General features: G+C 62.4%; 21 protein-coding genes and 4 tRNA genes. 9 read left to right on the forward strand and 16 right to left on the reverse strand.

Annotated features, from left to right (window positions below):
- Positions 1-19: 19 nt before the first annotated feature.
- The 4 genes from msrB to CH274_RS08015 all read right to left on the reverse strand — a co-directional run bounded on the left by msrB (position 20) and on the right by CH274_RS08015 (position 4,174).
- Positions 20-448, reverse strand: coding sequence for a peptide-methionine (R)-S-oxide reductase MsrB (gene msrB, locus CH274_RS08000; protein WP_032397944.1), 429 nt, complete (start codon positions 446-448; stop codon positions 20-22).
- A 27-nt stretch (positions 449-475) separates the two neighbouring features.
- On the reverse strand, positions 476-1,714 hold the full coding sequence (locus CH274_RS08005; RefSeq protein ID WP_032397945.1) for a glycosyltransferase family 87 protein: 1,239 nt from the start codon (positions 1,712-1,714) through the stop codon (positions 476-478).
- Positions 1,715-1,776: 62 nt separating this feature from the next.
- Positions 1,777-3,339, reverse strand: a complete 1,563-nt coding sequence (locus CH274_RS08010; RefSeq protein WP_094630057.1) for an alpha/beta fold hydrolase — start codon at positions 3,337-3,339, stop codon at positions 1,777-1,779.
- Between the two features lie 46 nt (positions 3,340-3,385).
- Positions 3,386-4,174, reverse strand: coding sequence for a pyrimidine reductase family protein (locus CH274_RS08015; protein ID WP_094657083.1), 789 nt, complete (start codon positions 4,172-4,174; stop codon positions 3,386-3,388).
- A gap of 34 nt (positions 4,175-4,208) precedes the next feature.
- Here CH274_RS08015 and zapE point away from each other — a divergent pair, with 34 nt between their 5' ends.
- On the forward strand, positions 4,209-5,222 hold the full coding sequence (gene zapE, locus CH274_RS08020) for a cell division protein ZapE (RefSeq protein WP_094657084.1): 1,014 nt from the start codon (positions 4,209-4,211) through the stop codon (positions 5,220-5,222).
- Between the two features lie 7 nt (positions 5,223-5,229).
- Here zapE and CH274_RS08025 read toward each other — a convergent pair whose 3' ends face one another.
- From CH274_RS08025 to CH274_RS08040, 4 genes are read right to left on the reverse strand one after another with little or no spacing between them, the layout of a single operon-like run.
- Complete coding sequence (locus tag CH274_RS08025) at positions 5,230-5,757, reverse strand: GNAT family N-acetyltransferase (protein ID WP_094657085.1); 528 nt, start codon at positions 5,755-5,757, stop codon at positions 5,230-5,232.
- Complete coding sequence (locus CH274_RS28865) at positions 5,754-6,206, reverse strand: hypothetical protein (RefSeq protein ID WP_032397950.1); 453 nt, start codon at positions 6,204-6,206, stop codon at positions 5,754-5,756. The genes CH274_RS08025 and CH274_RS28865 overlap by 4 nt, the downstream gene beginning before the upstream one ends.
- A 16-nt stretch (positions 6,207-6,222) precedes the next feature.
- On the reverse strand, positions 6,223-6,930 hold the full coding sequence (locus CH274_RS08035) for an alpha/beta hydrolase family protein (protein WP_094657086.1): 708 nt from the start codon (positions 6,928-6,930) through the stop codon (positions 6,223-6,225).
- Positions 6,923-7,198: a hypothetical protein gene (locus CH274_RS08040; RefSeq protein ID WP_256993501.1), complete on the reverse strand. Its 276-nt coding sequence runs from the start codon at positions 7,196-7,198 to the stop codon at positions 6,923-6,925. The genes CH274_RS08035 and CH274_RS08040 overlap by 8 nt, the downstream gene beginning before the upstream one ends.
- A 374-nt stretch (positions 7,199-7,572) precedes the next feature.
- On the opposite strand from CH274_RS08040, the gene CH274_RS08045 reads away from it, so the two are divergent.
- The 3 genes from CH274_RS08045 to CH274_RS08055 all read left to right on the forward strand — a co-directional run bounded on the left by CH274_RS08045 (position 7,573) and on the right by CH274_RS08055 (position 10,133).
- On the forward strand, positions 7,573-7,824 hold the full coding sequence (locus CH274_RS08045; RefSeq protein ID WP_094657087.1) for a hypothetical protein: 252 nt from the start codon (positions 7,573-7,575) through the stop codon (positions 7,822-7,824).
- A 195-nt stretch (positions 7,825-8,019) separates the two neighbouring features.
- Complete coding sequence (locus CH274_RS08050) at positions 8,020-8,625, forward strand: hypothetical protein (protein WP_094657088.1); 606 nt, start codon at positions 8,020-8,022, stop codon at positions 8,623-8,625.
- A gap of 11 nt (positions 8,626-8,636) precedes the next feature.
- Positions 8,637-10,133, forward strand: coding sequence for a hypothetical protein (locus tag CH274_RS08055; protein ID WP_143546536.1), 1,497 nt, complete (start codon positions 8,637-8,639; stop codon positions 10,131-10,133).
- Positions 10,134-11,153: 1,020 nt separating this feature from the next.
- Here the strand turns inward: CH274_RS08055 and CH274_RS08060 are convergent.
- Both CH274_RS08060 and CH274_RS08065 read right to left on the reverse strand, forming a co-directional pair.
- On the reverse strand, positions 11,154-11,456 hold the full coding sequence (locus tag CH274_RS08060; RefSeq protein WP_094657090.1) for a hypothetical protein: 303 nt from the start codon (positions 11,454-11,456) through the stop codon (positions 11,154-11,156).
- Positions 11,457-11,717: 261 nt separating this feature from the next.
- The gene (locus CH274_RS08065) at positions 11,718-11,891 is read right to left on the reverse strand and encodes a helix-turn-helix domain-containing protein (RefSeq protein ID WP_143546537.1); all 174 of its coding nucleotides are present in this window, start codon (positions 11,889-11,891) and stop codon (positions 11,718-11,720) included.
- A gap of 502 nt (positions 11,892-12,393) precedes the next feature.
- Here CH274_RS08065 and CH274_RS08070 point away from each other — a divergent pair.
- Together CH274_RS08070 and CH274_RS08075 are read left to right on the forward strand one after the other, a co-directional pair.
- The gene (locus CH274_RS08070) at positions 12,394-12,972 is read left to right on the forward strand and encodes an HK97 family phage prohead protease (protein WP_179275663.1); all 579 of its coding nucleotides are present in this window, start codon (positions 12,394-12,396) and stop codon (positions 12,970-12,972) included.
- A 251-nt stretch (positions 12,973-13,223) separates the two neighbouring features.
- Positions 13,224-14,471, forward strand: a complete 1,248-nt coding sequence (locus tag CH274_RS08075; RefSeq protein WP_094657093.1) for a phage major capsid protein — start codon at positions 13,224-13,226, stop codon at positions 14,469-14,471.
- Positions 14,472-14,558: 87 nt separating this feature from the next.
- Here CH274_RS08075 and CH274_RS08080 read toward each other — a convergent pair whose 3' ends face one another.
- From CH274_RS08080 to CH274_RS08105, 6 genes are all read right to left on the reverse strand, one after another.
- A complete protein-coding gene (locus CH274_RS08080) occupies positions 14,559-14,966 on the reverse strand; it encodes a hypothetical protein (RefSeq protein ID WP_143546538.1) in 408 nt (135 codons plus the stop codon).
- Positions 14,967-15,078: 112 nt separating this feature from the next.
- A complete protein-coding gene (locus tag CH274_RS29120; RefSeq protein ID WP_179275664.1) occupies positions 15,079-15,228 on the reverse strand; it encodes a hypothetical protein in 150 nt (49 codons plus the stop codon).
- 124 nt (positions 15,229-15,352) lie between these two features.
- Complete coding sequence (locus CH274_RS08090) at positions 15,353-15,553, reverse strand: hypothetical protein (RefSeq protein WP_094657096.1); 201 nt, start codon at positions 15,551-15,553, stop codon at positions 15,353-15,355.
- A gap of 182 nt (positions 15,554-15,735) precedes the next feature.
- Positions 15,736-15,810 (reverse strand) — tRNA-Val (locus CH274_RS08095).
- 37 nt (positions 15,811-15,847) lie between these two features.
- Positions 15,848-15,918: transfer RNA gene (locus CH274_RS08100), tRNA-Cys, on the reverse strand.
- Positions 15,919-15,935: 17 nt separating this feature from the next.
- Positions 15,936-16,007 (reverse strand) — tRNA-Gly (locus CH274_RS08105).
- 242 nt (positions 16,008-16,249) lie between these two features.
- Between CH274_RS08105 and CH274_RS08110 the strand changes: the two genes are divergently transcribed.
- The 3 genes from CH274_RS08110 (at position 16,250) to thrS (ending at position 19,002) form a co-directional block, all read left to right on the forward strand.
- Positions 16,250-16,321: transfer RNA gene (locus CH274_RS08110), tRNA-Val, on the forward strand.
- Between the two features lie 116 nt (positions 16,322-16,437).
- The gene (locus CH274_RS08115) at positions 16,438-16,839 is read left to right on the forward strand and encodes a TIGR02611 family protein (protein ID WP_094657275.1); all 402 of its coding nucleotides are present in this window, start codon (positions 16,438-16,440) and stop codon (positions 16,837-16,839) included.
- A gap of 102 nt (positions 16,840-16,941) precedes the next feature.
- Complete coding sequence (gene thrS / locus CH274_RS08120) at positions 16,942-19,002, forward strand: threonine--tRNA ligase (RefSeq protein WP_094657097.1); 2,061 nt, start codon at positions 16,942-16,944, stop codon at positions 19,000-19,002.

The following is a 19,002-nucleotide window of genomic DNA, read 5'->3' on the forward strand; positions in this document are numbered from 1 at the left end:
ATGGACGAAGCAGCGCCGATCAGGATGCAGGCTTGAGTGTCAACGAAATCGAGTTGATGCAGTACCGCTGGTCGGTCGGCGTGGGGTAGCCCTCCCCTTCGAAGACGTGGCCGAGGTGGCTGTGGCAGGTGCGGCAGATGACCTCGACGCGGCGCATTCCGAGCGAGGTGTCCTCCTTGAGGATGACGGCGTCGCTGTCGGCCGGATCGAAGAACGACGGCCAGCCGCAGTGCGACTCGAATTTCTCGGTGCTGCGGAACAGTTCGGCACCGCAGGCGCGGCATTCGTAGATGCCCTCGGTGGTGGTGTCGGTGTATTCGCCGACTCCTGGGCGCTCGGTGCCTGCCTGCCGCAGCACCGCGTACTCCTCGGGGGTCAGCTTCTCGCGCCACTGTGCATCGGTGAGCTGGACGGCCGGGGCGGAATTGTTGTCGGTAGCTGAACTCATGCTCACACGCTAATACGTTTTGTCGGGCTATGCCGTTTTCGCTGGTGGCGCGCTCGGCAGTAGGTAGCTGGGTTCTATTCCGTCCTCCAACCGCCCTTCGCTGCGTGCGGCGAACCAGCGGGCGACGAGGACCCCGAAGATGACGACGATCAGCAGTGCCCAGCCGAAGGTGGTGCGCAGGTAGTCCAAGGCCCGGCCGGTTTCGATCCAGCGCCCCGAGAGCCATCGGTCGTAGTTCATGAACCCGTAGATCGCGAGCCAGGCGGGCCAGTTGCGCAGCACCGAATTCTTCAGCACGACGGTCATCAGCAGCGGGAACAGCATCATCGAGTAGTACATCTGGCCGAGCGAGCCCAGCAGCCAGTGCGCGGTGAGGATCAACCCCGATGTGGTGGCGAAGAAGAACAGACGGTCCTCGCGGCAGTATCGGTAGAGCAGCCACAGCGAGATCAGAACCATGATTCCCAGTACCGCTCGTATTCCGAGGGTGAGGAGTTCGGGGACACCGTAGTAGCGGCCGTTGCCGACGACTGCGCTGTTGAAGTAGTCGCGAGTCTGCAGCAGGTACGGCAGCGTGCGATCGATGAAATTCATCGGATCCACCGACAACGGCCAGGCGATGGCCATCATCACGACCGGAATGGCGATCGAGGTGATGAAGACCTTCCATTGACGCGTCATCAGCGGGAGCAGGAGGAGCGGCGCGAGCATCGGCTTGATCGCCAGAGTCAAACCCATGGCGACGCCTGCCGACAGGTCCTTGCGCTGAAGGAGGAACCCGAGGAAGGCCACCTCGCCGAGCAGAACGAAGCCGTTGAAGTTGGTGAACACCAACGTGTTGGTGACGGTTTCGCTGACGAAGGCAGCGAGCAGGAGAGCGGGGGCCGCGACCGAATCGAGCCGGAACCCGAAGATGCGCAACAGGATGTACAACGCCAGGAGAATGGCGATCGTGCTGGCGAGGATGAACAGCCAACGAGACCGCTCGGGGTCGATGACGGCGATGGGGGACAGCAGCATCGTCGCGCTCGGTTGGTACAGGTAGTGCGGATCGACGGAGTCGAAGTTCGCGGTGTACACCGGCTGACGGTTGAGAAATGCCAGGGCAGCGCTGTACACCGGGTTGAAGTCGTTGGTGATGTCACCGTTGACCGCCTTGATCACCACGCGCTGGATGACGGTCATGATGGCGATCGGCCACAGGGCGTACTTGATTACCTCGGCGGTCGTCCGCCCCGAACGCGGCTCCAGAAAGCTAAGTGACACCCGGGAACGGTACCCGAGGCGGTGACCGTCCCGGCGAAGGACACCCCGCGACGGGTACCGACTCAGGCGGGGCAGACCGTGCCGTCGGTCGGAAGCGCGGTGTCGCGTGCGTAGTTCACCGCTGCGCTCTGCAGACACTGCGATCCGCCCAGGCTCGGATGCCCGCTGCCCTGCCATGCAGCCGAGGCGACGCCTGCACCGGTCGCACCGACCAACCCGGTGACCGAGGACAGTCCGCCGTTGCCGACGATCGGGTCGCCTGCGTTGGACAGGACCAATACCGGAACGTCCAGAGAGGTGGGCAGGGGAGTGGACGGAGCCGTCGGCCAGGACGAGCACAGCAACGCCGTCAGTGCAGCATCGGTGCCGTAGATCGGATAGCGGTCGGTCCACTGCGAAGTCAGGTCGCGAACGCCCTGCGGTGATGGCCACTGCTGCCCGTCCGTGCACCGAGACACGAATTGCCCGTCGGTGCCGTAGGCGTTGCGACCTCGCTCGGCGAGGGCGGACAACGCGGTGGTGTCGGACCCGGCAGCCGAGGACAGGGCGGCGGCGAGCCCGGTGGCCCGAGACGACGCGTCGCCTGCTGTCGAGGCGAGGGCGAAGGTGATGCCGTCGAGAATCTCGTGGGTGGACAGCGGCGAGAATTCGCCACCGGCGGCGCGACGGAGCAGCTGCCCGACGGCGGCCGTCGGGTCGGGGCCGAGGGAGCAGTTCAGCGCGACGCATCGCTGCGCGAACGCACCGAACGCTGCTTCCTTGCCCTGTGTCCGCTGCTCTGCCAACGTGATCTGGTCGGCACCCACTCCGGCCGGTGAGTCGAGGATCAGGCGCGAGATGTTGGCCGGAAACTTCGCTGCGTAGGCCAACGCGGTGAGCGCGCCGTTGCCCGAGCCGATCAGGCCGATCTGTTCCACGCCCCAGAGTTGACGCAGACGGTCGAGATCGTCGGCGGCGTAAGTGGTTCCGAAGGCGAGCTCCTGCGGCTGCAACGTGTCGGTGCACTCGATCGTGGCGTCACGACCGGCGTCGACAGCGCGGTCGACGCTGTCGGCATCGGATCTGGTGAACTGCCCCAGCGCGTCGACGTCCGTTTTGGTCGTCGGGTCGATGCAGTCGACGGCGGTGGATCGGCCGATGCCGCGTCGATCCACCGCGACGATCGGATGGGCCTCGAGCAGCGTCGCGAGCGGGCCGGCGGCCATCGTGGCCAACGTGGCAATCGAGGACCGATCCGAACCGGACGTGAACACCAGCGGTCCCGCATCGGTTGGTGTTCGGTCGAGCCGAGCTCGCAGCGCGCCGACGGCGAAGGTGCCGAACATCTGCCCGCTGGCATCGACGTCGGCTTCGTACTCTGCGCATTCGAGTGTCAGCCCGGGGGTGGTGGAGGTGAGCCCGAAGGTGCCGAGTGTGGCTGTGGTGCAGTCGGTCCAGGCGAGATCGGTAGCGGGAACGGCAAGCGCGACCGGTTCCGGTGGCGCGTCCGCCGAGGTTTCTGCCGGTTGACCGGGGGATCGTTGTTCCACCGCGACGTCGGGTCGGAGCGACGGGCCGGCGCCGCAGGCCGCGCACATCGTGGCGAGGACGAGGACCGCGGCGAGCAACGTTCGTTTCTGCGTCACCGTGCGAGGCTATCGACTTTTCGATCGTTGCCGGGCGGCGCGCAGCTCATGGGCGACGAACCCAGCGCGTGAGCAGCGTTCCGTCCGCATCGCCCAGAACGTGTGCCCGGTGCATGGGCGTGTCGGACGCGACGCCTGCGTGGGCGATACGGCCCGCCTCTCCTGCGACCAACATCGGCGAGGTCGTCAGACACAATTCGTCCGCCGCCCCGTCGGAGACGAGTTGCCCGAACAGTCCCGGTCCGCCCTCGCACAGGATGCGGCGGAATCGGAGGTCGCTCAGCGTCGCAACGATGTCGCCGGTCGACACCGATTCGCCGGACACCCCGATCACCGTCGCACCCGCCGAACGAAGCGCGGCCACCGTCGAGCTGTCCGCCGCCGCGGAGGTCAGCACCACCGGCTGCACGTCGGCGTCGGTGACCAATCGAGAATCCGCATCGATGGAACCGGAGGCGGTCACCACCACGATCGTCGGAACCGGTTCGAGTCCACCGGCCACCCGCCGTGCCTTCGCTTCGGCGGACAGCGAAACGCCGCCGTAGTTCTCGGCGCGAGCGGTTCCGGCACCGACCAGTACGGCGTCGCAGAGTTCACGCAGAATGCCGAACAGTCGGGCGTCCGCGGGGGTTCCCAGGCCCGCCGACTTACCTTCAGCGGTGACCGATCCGTCGATGCTGGCGACGAAGTTCGTGCGGATCCACGGTCGGTCCAGTTGTGTGGGGTAGGAGTACAGGGCCCGGATGGCATCGTCGTCGAGGATCGAGCCGACGGCGGGCGCGGAGTCGGCTGCCTGCTCCGATGTGAAGTAGGTCCCATTATCGAGAAGCTGCATGAGAGAGATCAGACCACGTCGTTACGCTCGACAAATGCCCGCACGCCTTGTCGACCGAAATCCCGTGGTCCCCTCCGATCAGTTGATCGCGCAGATGGTCCCGCCGGCGATGTTCGACGACGTCAGTTTCTCCTCGTACATTCCCGACCCCAAGGAGCCGACGCAGGCTGCTGCGGTCGCGAAGGCCGAGGAGTTCGCGAACAAGGTGCAGAAGATCCGCGGCAAGGGCAAACGAGGTCTGTTCGGCAAGAAGACCCCGGCCATCGGTGCAGGCCTGTACCTCGATGGCGGCTTCGGTGTCGGCAAGACTCACTTGCTCGCCTCGATCTATCACAGCGTTCCCGAGCCCAAGGCGTTCGGCACGTTCGTCGAGCTGACGCACGTGGTCGGCGCTCTGGGCTTCAACAAGGCCCTCGAAGAACTCTCCAACCACAGCGTGCTGTGTATCGACGAGTTCGAGCTCGACGATCCCGGCGACACGATGTTGGTCTCTCGGTTGCTCTCCGAGCTCTCGCAGCGCGGAGTGTCCATCGTCGCGACCTCGAACACCTTGCCCGGGCAGCTCGGTGAGGGTCGCTTCGCCGCCGAGGACTTCATGCGAGAGATCAAGAAACTCGGCTCGATCTTCGAGTCCATCCGGGTCGACGGACCCGACTACCGCCATCGCGATCTTCCCCCGGCTCCCGAGCCCACGTCCGAGGCCGAGCTGATGGACCGCGCCGATACCGTCGAGGGCGCAACCCTGGACGATTTCGACGAGCTGCTGGCGCATCTGAGCACGCTGCACCCCTCGCGCTACGGCAAGTTGCTCGACGGCATTCCTGCGGTGTTCCTGAAGAACGTGCACCCGGCATCGGATCAGGCCATCGCCCTGCGCCTGGTGGTCCTCGCCGATCGCCTGTACGACGCGGGTATCCCGGTGACGGCGTCGGGCGGCAAGCTCGACGAGATCTTCACCGAGGAGATGTTGGCCGGCGGCTACCGCAAGAAGTATCTGCGCGCCACGTCGCGGCTGCTCGCGTTGTCCCGGTTCGCCGCAGTCGGCTGAGCGGTCGTCACAGCCTCACCTCCATGACGTAGTCGTCGTGTGTCTGGACGCCGACGACGAATTTCTTGGTGCCCACGATCTGGAAGCCGTGTTTGGTGTAGAACTTCTGCGCCCGTACGTTCTGTTGATTGACACCCAACCATGCTGCCGCACAACCGGATTCGCGTGCCTGGCTCAGCGACGACGACATCAGTCGGCCCGCGGCTCCGCTGCCGTGCTGGGTCGGTTCCACGTAGAGTTTGCTGATCTCGATGGTCGGCTCGTGCGACAGGGTGGCACGAATATCCGGGTCGGTGGGCGTCCCCGACACGAGCATCGCGTAGCCCACCACGTGAGCGTCCACAGTTTCGTCGATCAGGACGGCTCTGTTCGGGTCGGCGATGTAGTTCTCGAAGTGCTCGGCCGACAGCACGTTCGAGATGAATTGCTCGATGTCGTCGGGCCGGGTTCCCGGCGGGCAGGCGAGCGGAAAGGTCGACGCGGCCACCTCGGCGACGCGATGTGCATCGCCGAGTGTTGCTACCCGCACGGTCACAGCAGATCCACTGCGTTCTTGGCATCGCGCAACGACATACCGGTCCGGTCGCGCAGCAGTTTGATGGCCGAGATCGTCTTGCCCTCCGATTTGAGGGACTGCAGTCGCGGGATCAGATCGTTCCAGGGTGTCGGACCGGATTGCGCGGCGTCGACGATGGTGGCCGAGGACGGAAGGGGCTCGCCGCGCTGGACGCTTTCGATCGCGATCTTCGCGTCGTGGAGGCCGGCACCTGTTCGTTCGCGAAAGACCTTGATCGCCTGGAGCTTCTTGTTGGCGGCCAGTAGCTGATGAATGTCTGCGCGGGCGCTCTCGTCGAGACCGACGAACATGATGTGGCGTGAGGTGTCCGAGGACGAGCCGGGCTTCTTGCGGGCCAGCAGCCACGCCGCGAGCACCGCCGCGTCGACGAGGACCAACGCCACGATGAACCATCCCCAGGTCGGCATGCCTTAGTAGACCACTTCAGCGTGACGGGTCGAAGAGCGGGACGTCAACGGACGAATCGGACGTCGGGGCAGCGAACAACGAGGTGGCACCGGCAAGGGTTTTCGTCGCCGCGTCGTACCTGACCGGAGCGAGGTCGTGGCCTGCGCCCTCGATGTCGACGAGCAGTGTGGGTGCCGGGACGAGCGCGAGCGCAGCGCTCAGCTCGGCAGTGGTGCCGAACGGGTCCTTCGTGCCGTGCACCACCACAGCCGGTGTTCGCAGTTCCGGAAGGTGCTGGGTACGAACCTTTTCCGGCTTGCCCGGCGGGTGAAGGGGGTAGGACGTCAGCACGAGCCCGTCGACGAGGCCCGGTCGTTCGGCCGCGATCATCGACCCTTGCCTGCCACCGTAGGAATGCCCACCGAATGCGATGAATCCGCCGGTCTCGGCGCGAAGGCGGTCGACGGCAGCGGCGATGCCCAGCCGGTCCTCGGCCGACCGGGACGGGTGCGGCGGTCCTTTGGGTTTGCGTACTCGGAAAGGAAGGTCGAAACGCAGCACCGTGAACCCGGATGCCGTCCATACTGCGGCGATGCGCTGCAACAGCGGCGACTCGCAGTTGCCGCCCGCACCGTGGGTGAGAGCCAGGCCGCCCCGTGACGGGATCGCGGGCGTGTGCAGAAAGGCGACACCCCCGCCGAGATCGATGTCGGCGGGGGCGTCGGGACCTTCGAGTTCAGGCATCGTTCGAGGACGTTACCTTTTCCTCGGTGTCGGCGTGATCGGTGTCCGTGCTGTCGGATGCATCCTGATCGTCGGCGTCGACGAGCTCACCGTTGTCGTCGACCATGTCGGCGAATGCGGTCCCGGCGACGGTGCCGTTCGTTCCCGGAAGCGCCACGGTGGGCCGGGCACCGGGTCGATAGCGATCGTCGAGCCCTTCGACGGATTTCTTCGCCTCCTCCATGGTGGCGTCGTCGACTGTGGGTTCGCTCTGAGCATCGTCCGACACGTGAGTGTCCTTCCATCGAAGTGTGTGCGTCATCTCCACTGTGCACTTCTATGGCGTGAATCACCACAATTGATTCGTGAAGCACAAAAAAGACCCCTCGAAAGGACCGTCACACGCGACGTGCAACCGCGCAGCAGCAGGACGCGCAAGCCACCTATACCGCTAACCAGCCCACACCGCAGGTCAGAAGGACACACAAGTCCGCTGACCTGCGGCAAGGCGGTTTACCCGCCCTGAGACTGATCCCCACGCCCCAACGCCTACGGCAGCCCTGACCGAGTCGTTAGCTTCCGTCAGCTTGATGCTGCAACGCCGGTGAAGATTGATTCACCGGGACGACCTTCTGTGTCGGTGCGATCCAGTAGCGTCCAAGCATGGCAATCAACGAGAACACCGCCCTCGAAGCAATCCTGGCTGCATCTATTCAGGATGCGGGCATTTACTTCAATGATTGGGACCGTGCAGAAGCGGCGAGTGACGAGTTCGGCAAGACAAAGGCTCACGGCCAGATCGATGCCACCCTCCGCATCGTGCGCCGTATCGACGCTGAGTCGTTCGACATGTTGAGGGCTGACCGTCTGGCCCGCCTAGGCAACGACAACTGGACTGACGATCTCGATAAGTAGCAAGGCATCCGTGGCGGTATCACCTTTGAGGAGTGTGCCCGGCGCGCCCTGACCGAGGGCCGTCTTTAGTGCGACGGGTTCAAAACTTCCGTATCTGTGGTGGCCGTGGTCTTTGAGGCCTTCCACCGGCACTTGGGCTGACTGTATGTAGGCTTCATCGCTAACGAGGGCGAGGCAAGGGAGTTCACAAGCACCATGGTGGGAGAAGCGACGCAGGAGAAGGGTCGCGAAGGTGCGCGCCTGGCCCGAGTCTGGTTGGAGCGGACGACGCGAGTCAAGGTCCCCTGGATGAACCCAGACGAGGCGGCAGTTTCGAAACTGACGCTCAAAAAAGCGCAGCCGGTCGGAACAAGCAAGACATTCTCTTTCGATCTCGGTGGCTATTTTCGAGGCGAATCGATCGACAATCAAACTTTTCTCGCCGAGTGTAAGAATTACGATACTGCCCAAGATCAAGGCACTCATTACGTCAAGTTTCTCTGTGCGTGTTACCGGGCTGTAAGCCTGGGGCATACTCTTGCTGACAACTTTCTGTGGATTGCATTCGCCCCGTTCAATGTCACCATATGGGACCAGCAGACTAAACCGGAAAAGATAAAAGAGGCGGTGCTTAAGCATCCGACCTATAATTTCAAGGAAAGTGAAAACCCTGCCGCGGAGATTGACGACGAGATTGTTGCAGAGGTTTCGAAGAGGCTCTGGATATTGATCCTATCCGAAAAGCAGATAGAAAATCTCGTTTTGACTAGTGAGCATCACGGAGTCATCGAGCAGTACATCACGCAGAGCGAGGTATCCTGATGTCGAGTCCAATGGAACAGATCTCAGCCGCTTCTAGGATCGAAGACCCGAATGAATCAATTCGGGAGCTAAAAAGAATTGCAGCCGATACGCTCTCGACCGCAGACGGTAGGGCGCGCATTGTAATGACATCAAATTTCAACCACACGTATTTACCTGATTTCGTGGTTGAGTGGCCCGAGCGGAGCGCCAACAAAAACCGACCAGTTTTTCTGCGGGCAAGTGCGTTAGCCAGTGAGTTGGAAGACGATGTAAATGCACTCAAAGACCGCGAACCAATCTTTTTGCACCTCAGCTCACTCCTTGCCGACTACAGCGCGCAGGATGTCGCGGTTGCCGAAGATCCGGTCCAGAATGACTCTGGCGCAATCGATGTCGACTCAAGTTCTTTAGACTCTGCGGCCTTCAGTAGTCACGCCTTGGTGACTAGCTTGCAGGCAATATCAAACTTCTCCACAGTCGACGCGACGGCTACGGGTCGCCTGTTCTCGTCCTATGTAATTCGCGGCGGTCAAGGCCTCCTGGAGGCGGATGAGGCGGCGAATGCCGCTGTACTGGTCAACGATGGTTTTAGCGGTGCGCTTGACGCGGACGCCAGTAGGACGGCGGCAGCGCTCGAAACCGTGCAAGATATCCTCAATGCGCCGACTGCCTCGCAGTTTACGCATCTTCTTGAGGCGGCGTGGGTGAGTAGCGGAGCATCCGCACTGGAATTTCCAGGTGGCGTTTCCTCTCTCGGAGACAAAATCACATCAGAACTTATGCGGGAGCTCATGGATATAGTTCCGGTGGATGTTTCCGACTTCTGGAAGCGGCTCGGAAATGCCGTTGACCTGGGGACCTTCTCAGGACTTAATCTAGTAGGTGACCAGCCCAAGCTGCAGCTACTTGTGCCAGCGGCTCTACCCAAGCTTGCAGCGCGGGCATGTGCAATTAGGGTAACGCATAGAATAGATCAGAAAATTGATCCCTTCCTATGGCAAGTTGAGGACGGACTTCTTTCGCTGCGAGGTGCTGGACATCAAGCATGGCTAATGGATAAAGCGTCAACGTCCCCGGCTGGAGAAGGGTTGTCAGTTACGCCCCCTCCTACTATTTCGCGATTGAGCAATCGCTCGGTCAATGCTGATATCCAATTAGTCCAAGTGGATGCTGCAGACTCGAACAACACCGTGAGTGTGGCGTCGAACGACAGTCGTAGCATCGCGAGCAGCAAGGCCCTGTCTCGTATCGAATCATCGCTGGAAAAGTCAGCGGTCGTGAGCAGGGCTGTCGCGTTGGTAGGCGGTACTAAGCCGCTCAAGTTGTCGTTCGAGACGGGAAGTGCAGCAGGTAACACCAACACGCGGTTCGATGCTGCGGGCCTTGTCTGGAATGCTTGGTCACTATTGGCCGACAGCGACGAGGATACTCAGGCGAGTCTTCGCAAGAATCTATTTCCGAGCGAAACTGAGGCGATTGGACCAGACCAGAGCAAGCCTAAACCGGAGCCCAAGCCCGGCGTTTGACCGCGCTCTCGTAGCCACTGCAACGAGACAGAAACTGACCGTTAACGAAGGGTAGGCAACTCGTGGGCTGGGGCGGCAGTCGTTCTCGGTGGGCTTCCTTCGACCTTGATCGAGGCGGAAAATGGTCTGTACGTATCCCCAGGCATACGGCTGGCCGGCTGCTACTCCGAAAGCCCAGACCCGTACAGAACAAAATCCGCCTCATCCAAGGTCGAGGTGAGCAGTGAAGGCTGAGGCAAGCCCCTGGTCAAGGATCGGGCATTCAGAAACCAAATGATCCGGTAGGTAGACATACCGAACCTGTGCACGTCTCATCAGGCGTGGAGCCGACTGCAATGGTCGTCGCGGAGTCAGTGGGTTGGAAGTTTCCCGGGGGAACTTTATCTACTATCGGTGAACCCCAAACCTCTGTAAAGGGGCCACCACCTGGTCCATCACCACATGACCACTCGACGAACACCTCTTCGCCGACAGGTAGCTCAGTTGAGTTCTGGGATTCAGACTGCCCTACGGGAACAGCGGGAAGTGAGCCACCGGACAGTATGTCCTCTAGCGCAACGGGCGCGCCGGGAACGTAGGGATCGGCGAGAACAAGCCACTCGCAAACGATGGGCTGATCTGAACCGTTTGCGAAGGTAGCTGTGATGATGTTGGTGGGAGAAGTGAATTCTGCAGTTACATCTCCGGGCGCTGCTGAAGCCGGCGCTGCGGCGAAAAAGGCGAGGGATGCCGCAAAGGCTGCGGCGAGGACTGCCCGGGTCGCTGTTCTGTTCATGGTGCTGCTCCAAGGTGTCGGTCCCGACCTACAGGTGCGATGCTTCCACGACCTGGACATTCGGGGGCATGAAACGAAAAGTCGATCACAGATGTATGGAATCTGCGTCTTACTTTGTCCACCTCACCAGGGGTGGTGTCGCACGGGGTGATCATGCGGGGCAACCTGACCGTGTGAGCGGGGAGGGTGCACACGGTCAGGGTGGAGAGTATCCGTTACGCGAGGTCGGTGCGTCACGACCGATTTCAACTGTATGCGTTGGCGATGTTCCATGATGCTGCACCGATGCCAGCGCCAGGCAAGCCGCCGATGATCGCACCGGGAACTGCGCCGATCACGAAGAAGGGTTGACCGGCCAAACCGCCGAGGATGACGCCCGCGGCTGCGCCGATGCCACTTCGTACTTCGATGGTGTCACCTGGTGGGAGGGCGACTGGGGTGGTTTGGATTTGGCTTGATCCGGGTGTGTTGACGGGTGTGGCGGAGGCTGCGACTGCTCCGAAGAGTGCGGTGAGTGTTGCGGCGATGATGGCTGCAATGGTTCTCAAGGGGAGTCCTTTACTGTTTGGGGTGCAAGGCATAACCGTCATTCGGGTTCGACCCGGGTTTTGTCAGTCATTTGAATGATTCAGCTTGAGCCGTCGCCTACAAGCCATCGTGTGACTTCGGGGCGTTCGATGATCCAACGGCTTTGTGCATGCGGCGGTAGCCGATCAGGTCGCGCGACCAGGGGGCTTTGTAGACGTATTCGAGGTCGCAGCCGGCCAGGGCGACAACCTCGTTGGGGGGTCACGTACTGGTTGGAGGTGTCAATTTCCAAGGCGTATCCACTTGTCCAGTTCGGCGGGGTCGATGAGCCAGCGCCCTTTCGGCTTCTTGCGTTGGAACCCTTTGAGTTCGCCGGTGAGTAATGCGTCGTAGATGAACATTCTTGAGCAGCGAGCTTTCACGGCCGCTTCGCTGGGGGTCAGATATTCGGTCACTCATTAGTCCGTTCAACGTCCGGCCCAATATGGGCTTAACGTGGATTTCCCTATCGCGTGCCCGACTATACATGTTGCAGAGCAACAGATTTCGGTGTTGCGTATTTCAACAAAGTGTTGCAATTTGCCCCAGAATTGATGACGTTTTGACGCACCCAGGACACGTATGAAATCGGCCTTGCGGACTGTTATTGAACCGAACGGAGCTTCGCCCTGTGTCATTGATGCTCCCAGTGACCGCTCCCAGTTCTCCCGCTGACCCGATGCAACCCACGCCATCTAGCCGCTCACACTTGAGGGTGTGGGCGGCTGTCAGGTGACCTCCCTGCGGATGATCAGCCAGCAGGGAGGCTCCCGCGTCTCGGTACGCAGGATTGTCGGCACAAGCAACGAGAGGCTGCTGTTTTGCGTCGGGCTGGCCCAGAGAACGACGTGGAGCGTCTAGGGGTTCAGCGGGCGTTACGGCATTAGCGGCAGCACACTGGAACGAGGCGATATGGCGATGAGTCACAAGGGAATCGACGTAGGCAAGGTCAAGGCGGGGCCAGCGGACAATCTGGCCCAGGATGAGTTCATCGCCTACGCCTCGGTGTTCGGCAACGTCGACAGTTACGGCGACGTCGTGCAACGCGGGGCGTTCACCAAGTCGATTGCGAAATGGTCGGCCTCGGGCAACACGGTGCCGATCCTGTACGGCCACGACTCGAAGAACCCGCACATGAACGTCGGCGGCGTGGTGTCGATGGTCGAGGACGAACGGGGCCTCAAGGTGCATGGCCGCCTCGACCTCGATACCGAGACCGGTGAGCAGGTGTACCGCCTCGTCAAGGGGCGGCGGCTATCGCAACTCTCGTTTGCCTACGACGAGGTGCGCACCCGACCGGTCAAGGGTGACCCCCGCCTCGGTTCGTACAAGTCCCTCGACGAGTTGCACGTGCACGAGGTGTCCCTCGTACCCGTCGGGGCCAACCGTGAGACCTCGGTGGTGGCCGTCAAGGCACCGGCCACGGGGCCGTCGGTCAAGGCGTGGGATGACTATTTCACCGCCGCCAAGTTCGCCCCGGTACCCGTTCCCTTGTAGGGGAACGTTACCCCTAGGGACACGAGAGCCGTTGCACTGCAACGGCTCTCGTTGTGTATCGTCGACCTCGTGACGCCGACCAGGCCAACCAACCGCCCTCGGGTCACCCTCGCCAACGTCGTGATCGTCGGCACGGGCCAGCGGACAACCGCCCGCCCGCCGAGAACACCCCGTCGTGAGGCTCACAAGTCCGTTTGTGCACCAACGTGTTTCGCTGGCGCAGTGAGTCCCACGAAAGGGGGCCGATCCGCATGAAAATCAAGAAACTACTCGACCTCTCGGCCAAGGCCGAGGCAGGCACGCAGGGCAACGTCGACGAGGCCAAGGCCCGCCTGTTGACCCTCGGCGGTGACCTTGTGACCGTTGCCAAGTCCGAGGAACGCGAACTCGACGACGACGAACAGGCCGCCCTCAAGGCCGCCGCCGGGGCAATCGACAAGCTCGACGCCACCGCCGCCAAGGTCAAGGAATCGGCGGCGGTCATGGCCAAGTTCGGCGGCATGATCCGCACCCCCGGCACCGGCGTACCCGCCGACGGCGACGATTTCCACGGCAACCGAGGCGGGGGCGGTGCGGCCACCGACGCCGACGCACGCCTCAATTTCCGCGCCAAGGCCGCCACGATCAACATTGCCTCGAAAATGGCCGACCTGAGCGGGGCCAAGGCCCTGGCGTCGAGCGGTGACGTCATCACCGGCACACCCCTCGACACCACAATTTACGAACAGGGCCGCATCGCCAACTCGGCGTTGGCCATTCTCCCGTTCAAGCAACGCCCCGTGCAGTACCAATATCTGCGCCAGACGGTGCGCGACAACAAGGCCGCCCCGGTGGCCGTGGGCCAGCTCAAGCCCGAGTCGAAGTACGGCCTGACGAGCATCGACGGCAAGCTAACCGTCATTGCCCATGTGTCCGAACCGACCCCCGAGTATTGGTTGCTCGACAATCAGAGCTTGCAGGGGTTCGTACAGACCGAAATGCAGTACGGCCTCGAAAGGGCCGTCGAGGGCCAGGTGATCGGCGGCGACGGCACCGGTGAGAACCTGACCGGCATCCTCGAAACCTCGGGCGTGCTCACGCAGGCGTTCACCGACGATGCCACCACCACCGTGCGTAAGGGCATCACGGCGTTGGAATTGCTCGGGTACAAGGGCGGCGGCATCATCCTGCACCCGCTGGCATGGGAGGCGTTGGAACTCTCGCGCCGTGCCGACGGCACACCCGACCTCGGTAGCGGTATCCCGGTCGATCGGGCCGCACAACGCCTGTGGGGCCTGCGTATCGCGGTGAGCAACGTGGCACCCGTCGGCACCGGCATCCTGTTCGACCTCGGCGCATTGGCGGTCACCGGTGACGGCAACACCCGCACACAGTGGTCGAGCGGCGTTGGCGACGATTTCTCACGCAACCAGGTGCGCGCACGTACCGAGGGCCGGTTCGGCCTCGACGTCTACAAGCCCAACGGCATCGTCAAGCTCGACCTCGACGCCGCCGCATAGGCCCCGCGTAGCGGTGTCACACTCGTGTCACCGCACTGTCACACAACACCGCCCCGGCCTCGTATGAGACCGGGGCGGTGTCGTGCTTTACACCTTGGTAACGGAAGTTGGGTAGGTGCGGAGCAATTCCCGCCGTTTGGTCCCGACGATGTTCATAGCCCGCATGAGAACGTTCTCGTCCTTGTTGAGTGCGGTACTCCATGGGTCTGTGCCGTCGGTTGACTGCACCACGGTTGCCATTAGAACGTCGTGTGCTGCCTTGTGGGCCTCGACAACGTCCGTCCACGGCAGTGCGAGAGCTAGATACTCGGCTCGCTGAATCGCTACGAGTGGCGGCTCTACTTGGGGTAGAACGACTTGCCAGTCACGCGTGGTCAAAGTGGTTCGCAACCGCTCGTCCTCGGGCACGGACAGCACGTAGGACTGCACCGTCGTAAACGCTGCCAGCATGGCGTCACCGAACTCGTTCAGTGTCGTCAACTCGGCATCACGCACCCGTTGCTCGGCCTGTAGGTTCGCCGAATACCTTGTGGCGTTTCGTGTTAGGCACGCCGCAGTGATTACTGCGATGAGTGCGATACCCGACGCTATTAGCGTGAACACGGCGTCAGAAGCCAATCATGGCCGCCGATGCACTGTTATCGTCGCGGTCGCGCTTATCGAGGCGACGCTCGCAATCCTCGACGCGACTCGTTAGCAGTCGAATGGTCTCGTGGAGTTGCTCGATCTCGGCGTTGTTGCTCGAAGGCTCTGTCATGTGGGAACTCCTGCCCCTAGCGTGAACCGACCGATTGGTCGCATGCAGAATCATACGGCGCTTTCTGTCGAACATAAAGGCGAAAGACCTAAACTGCCACCCGCGTGCGTTCGCTCTGTCACAACTAGTCGGACGTCGTGAACTCGTAATGCCAGGAGAGCATCCCCGGTCGGCCATCGACGGGGGTTGCGTTGCGTCGTCGTAATGCGGACCCGCCCGTCATGCCGAGGTCGGTGAGCATTGCGCAATGAATGGCGTTGGCGCGCTCGGTGAGGTTGCCGGGTAGCCGCTCGGACGCCTCGACGTCGAAGTGGTGCAGTGCCATGAGTGTTCCAATCTGCCGTGCAGCGGCTACTCAATTGTTTCGTGTTCGGCGCGGCGGTGCACGAATCGACACGCCGGTAACGTTCGCTCACCGTTGAATACGAGGATGCAGCGGGGGAGTTCACGACCAGTTCACGACGCAAGAAAGGCCCCCTCGAAAGGGGGCCTGACTTGGTATTTCTGTGGTGCGCGATACTGGGATTGAACCAGTGACCTCTTCCGTGTCAGGGAAGCGCTCTCCCGCTGAGCTAATCGCGCATGTCCTCGCATCGATCTCGCAATCGATGCACTAGCGAGGTGGAGACGGGAATCGAACCCGTGTGCACGGCTTTGCAGGCCGTTGCCTCACCACTCGGCCACTCCACCATGGGTCGAGACCCTCGAGCGGATGACGGGATTCGAACCCGCGACCCTCACCTTGGCAAGGTGATGCGCTACCACTGCGCCACATCCGCATACCCCGGAGGCGCTCACTGCTGGGCAGTTGTTGTCTCCGTGGTGCGGGGAAAACATTAACCCAACGGGAGTGAAACTCACAAATCTCGTGGTCAGCTGCAGAATTCGCACGTTCAGCGCCTGTGAACGATGTGAAAGCAGTGGCGTGACGGCATTGCCCGGGCGCTGTGGCCGTGGGTTCGGTGCTCGGGCAGGCGATTCGGTTCGCCGCGGCACCTCGTGTTAATGTTTTGCCTCGTTCGGTCCCGTGGCTCAGTGGGAGAGCGTCCGCTTCACACGCGGAAGGTCGCTGGTTCGATCCCAGCCGGGACCACAGAAAAGAAGGCCCGCACCGCTCGTCGGTGTGGGCCTTCTTGCGCTCGAGGCCGGTAACCTGGGTCGGTGAGCACCGAAGAGACGAAGCCGCAGGCCGTCGACGACCAGGGTCCGATGGACACAGCCAAGGTGAAGCATCGGCGCTTCCGGGCGCGCATCGCCGAGAACAAGTCGCTCGATCTCGCGTACCGGATAACGATCGGTGTCGTCGGAACAGTCGTGCTGGTGCTGGGTGTACTCGCCATTCCGTACCCGGGGCCCGGGTGGCTGATCGTGTTCGCGGGTCTGGGCATCCTGGCCTCGGAATTCGCGTGGGCCAAGAGTGCGCTGCGGTTCGTCCGCAAGAGATACGACGCATTCATGGCGTGGTTCTCCAGGCAATCGATGTTCGTCAAGGGCCTCGGCGTTCTGTTCACCACCGTGGTCGTGCTGGCCACGCTGTGGCTGCTGGGAACGTTCGCGTTGGTCGGAGGCTGGATCGGGCTCGACTGGACGTGGCTCGAAAGCCCGATCTGACGTCACGCGTCGCGCTGAGGCCAATCGAGTGGACCGATGCCGATAGGCTGTCGGAGGCCTTCCTGGCCAGAAGAACCGATCGAGGAGTACATCGCTGTGAGCATGCCCGTTGTCGCCGCTGTTTCGCCCGCCCGCATCATGGTGCCGGCCGGAACCACGGCAGGTACGGCGCTCCGCGACACCGGCCTGCCCAACAAGGGACCCGACGCGATCGTCGTCGTGCGCGATCCCGACGGCAAGCTCCGTGACCTGTCATGGGCACCGCAGGGCGACACCGAGGTCGAGCCCGTTCCGGCGAACACCGAGGACGGACGAAGCGTCATCAGGCACTCGGCTGCGCACGTGCTGGCGCAGGCCGTTCAGGATCTCTTTCCCGACGCCAAGCTGGGCATCGGACCGTTCATCAAGGATGGCTTCTACTACGACTTCGACGTCCAGCAGCCGTTCACTCCCGAGGATCTGACAGCCCTCGAGAAGAAGATGAAGCAGATCGTCAAGGCCGGACAACGTTTCTCGCGTCGGGTGTACGAGTCGGTGGAGCAGGCCCGTGAGGAGTTGGCGAACGAGCCGTACAAGCTCGAGCTGATCGACGACAAATCCGGCATCGATGATCCCGAGGTCATGGAGGTCGGCGGGGGAGAGCTGACCGCCTACGACAATCTCAATCCCCGGACCGGCGAGCGCATCTGGGGCGATCTGTGCCGCGGACCGCACATCCCCACCACCAAGTACGTGCCCGCGTTCAAGCTCACCCGCAGTTCGGCCGCCTACTGGCGCGGCAATCAGGACAATGCAGGCCTGCAGCGCATCTACGGAACGGCATGGGAGTCCGCCGAAGCGCTCGATGCGCATCTCGAACTGCTGGCCGAGGCGGAGCGTCGCGATCACCGCAAGCTCGGATCCGAGCTGGACCTGTTCAGCTTTCCCGACGAACTGGGCTCCGGTCTTCCGGTGTTCCATCCGAAGGGTGGTGTGATCCGCAACGAGCTGGAGAACTACTCCCGCCAGCGGCACATCGAAGAGGGCTACGAGTTCGTCAACACCCCGCACATCACCAAGGGCCATCTCTACGAGGTCTCGGGTCACCTCGACTGGTACCGGGACGGCATGTTCCCGGCGATGCACCTGGACGCCGAACTCGACGAGAACGGCGACGTGCGCAAGCCCGGCCAGGACTACTACCTCAAGCCGATGAACTGCCCGATGCACAACCTGATCTTCCGCTCCCGCGGCCGTTCGTACCGTGAACTGCCGTTGCGCCTGTTCGAGTTCGGCTCGGTCTACCGCTACGAGAAGTCCGGCGTCATCCACGGTCTGACCCGGGTGCGCGGGATGACCCAGGACGACGCGCACATCTTCTGCACCCGCGAGCAGATGCGCGGCGAGCTCACCAGCACCCTCGAGTTCGTTCTCGGGCTGCTCAAGGACTACGGCCTCGACGATTTCTACCTCGAACTCTCCACTCGCAACCCGGAGAAGTCGGTCGGCAGCGACGAGGTCTGGGAAGAAGCGACCAACACCCTCGCCGAGGTGGCGGCTGCGTCGGGCCTGAACCTGGTGCCCGATCCGGGTGGTGCGGCGTTCTACGGACCGAAGATCTCGGTACAGGCCAAGGATGCGCTGGGGCGTACATGGCAGATGTCGACCATTCAGCTCGACTTCAACCTGCCCGAACGCTTCGAACTCGAATACACCGGCTCGGGCGGAACCAAGGAACGCCCGGTGATGATTCACCGCGCGCTGTTCGGATCCATCGAGCGCTTCTTCGGAGTGCTCACCGAGCATTACGCGGGCGCGTTCCCGGCCTGGCTCGCACCGGTCCAGGTCGTGGGCATCCCGGTTGCCGAGGTCTACCAGGACCACCTGTTCGCGGTGGTGAACGAGCTGAAGAAGCGTGGCGTACGCGCCGAGGTCGACGCCAGTGACGACCGGATGCAGAAGAAGATCTTCAACCAGACGGCGCAGAAGGTTCCCTTCATGCTCCTCGCCGGCGAACGCGACGTCGAGGCCGGTGCCGTGAGCTTCCGATTCCGGGACGGCACTCAGGTCAACGGCGTCCCGGTGGAGCAGGCCGTCACCGTCGTTACCGACTGGATCTCCCAGCGCAACAACGCATCACCGACCGCCGAGCTCGTGCAGACCGAACCCGCAGGAGTGAGCTGA

The sequence above is a fragment of the Rhodococcus sp. 06-418-5 genome, from assembly GCF_002258285.1.
GTDB lineage: Bacteria > Actinomycetota > Actinomycetes > Mycobacteriales > Mycobacteriaceae > Rhodococcoides.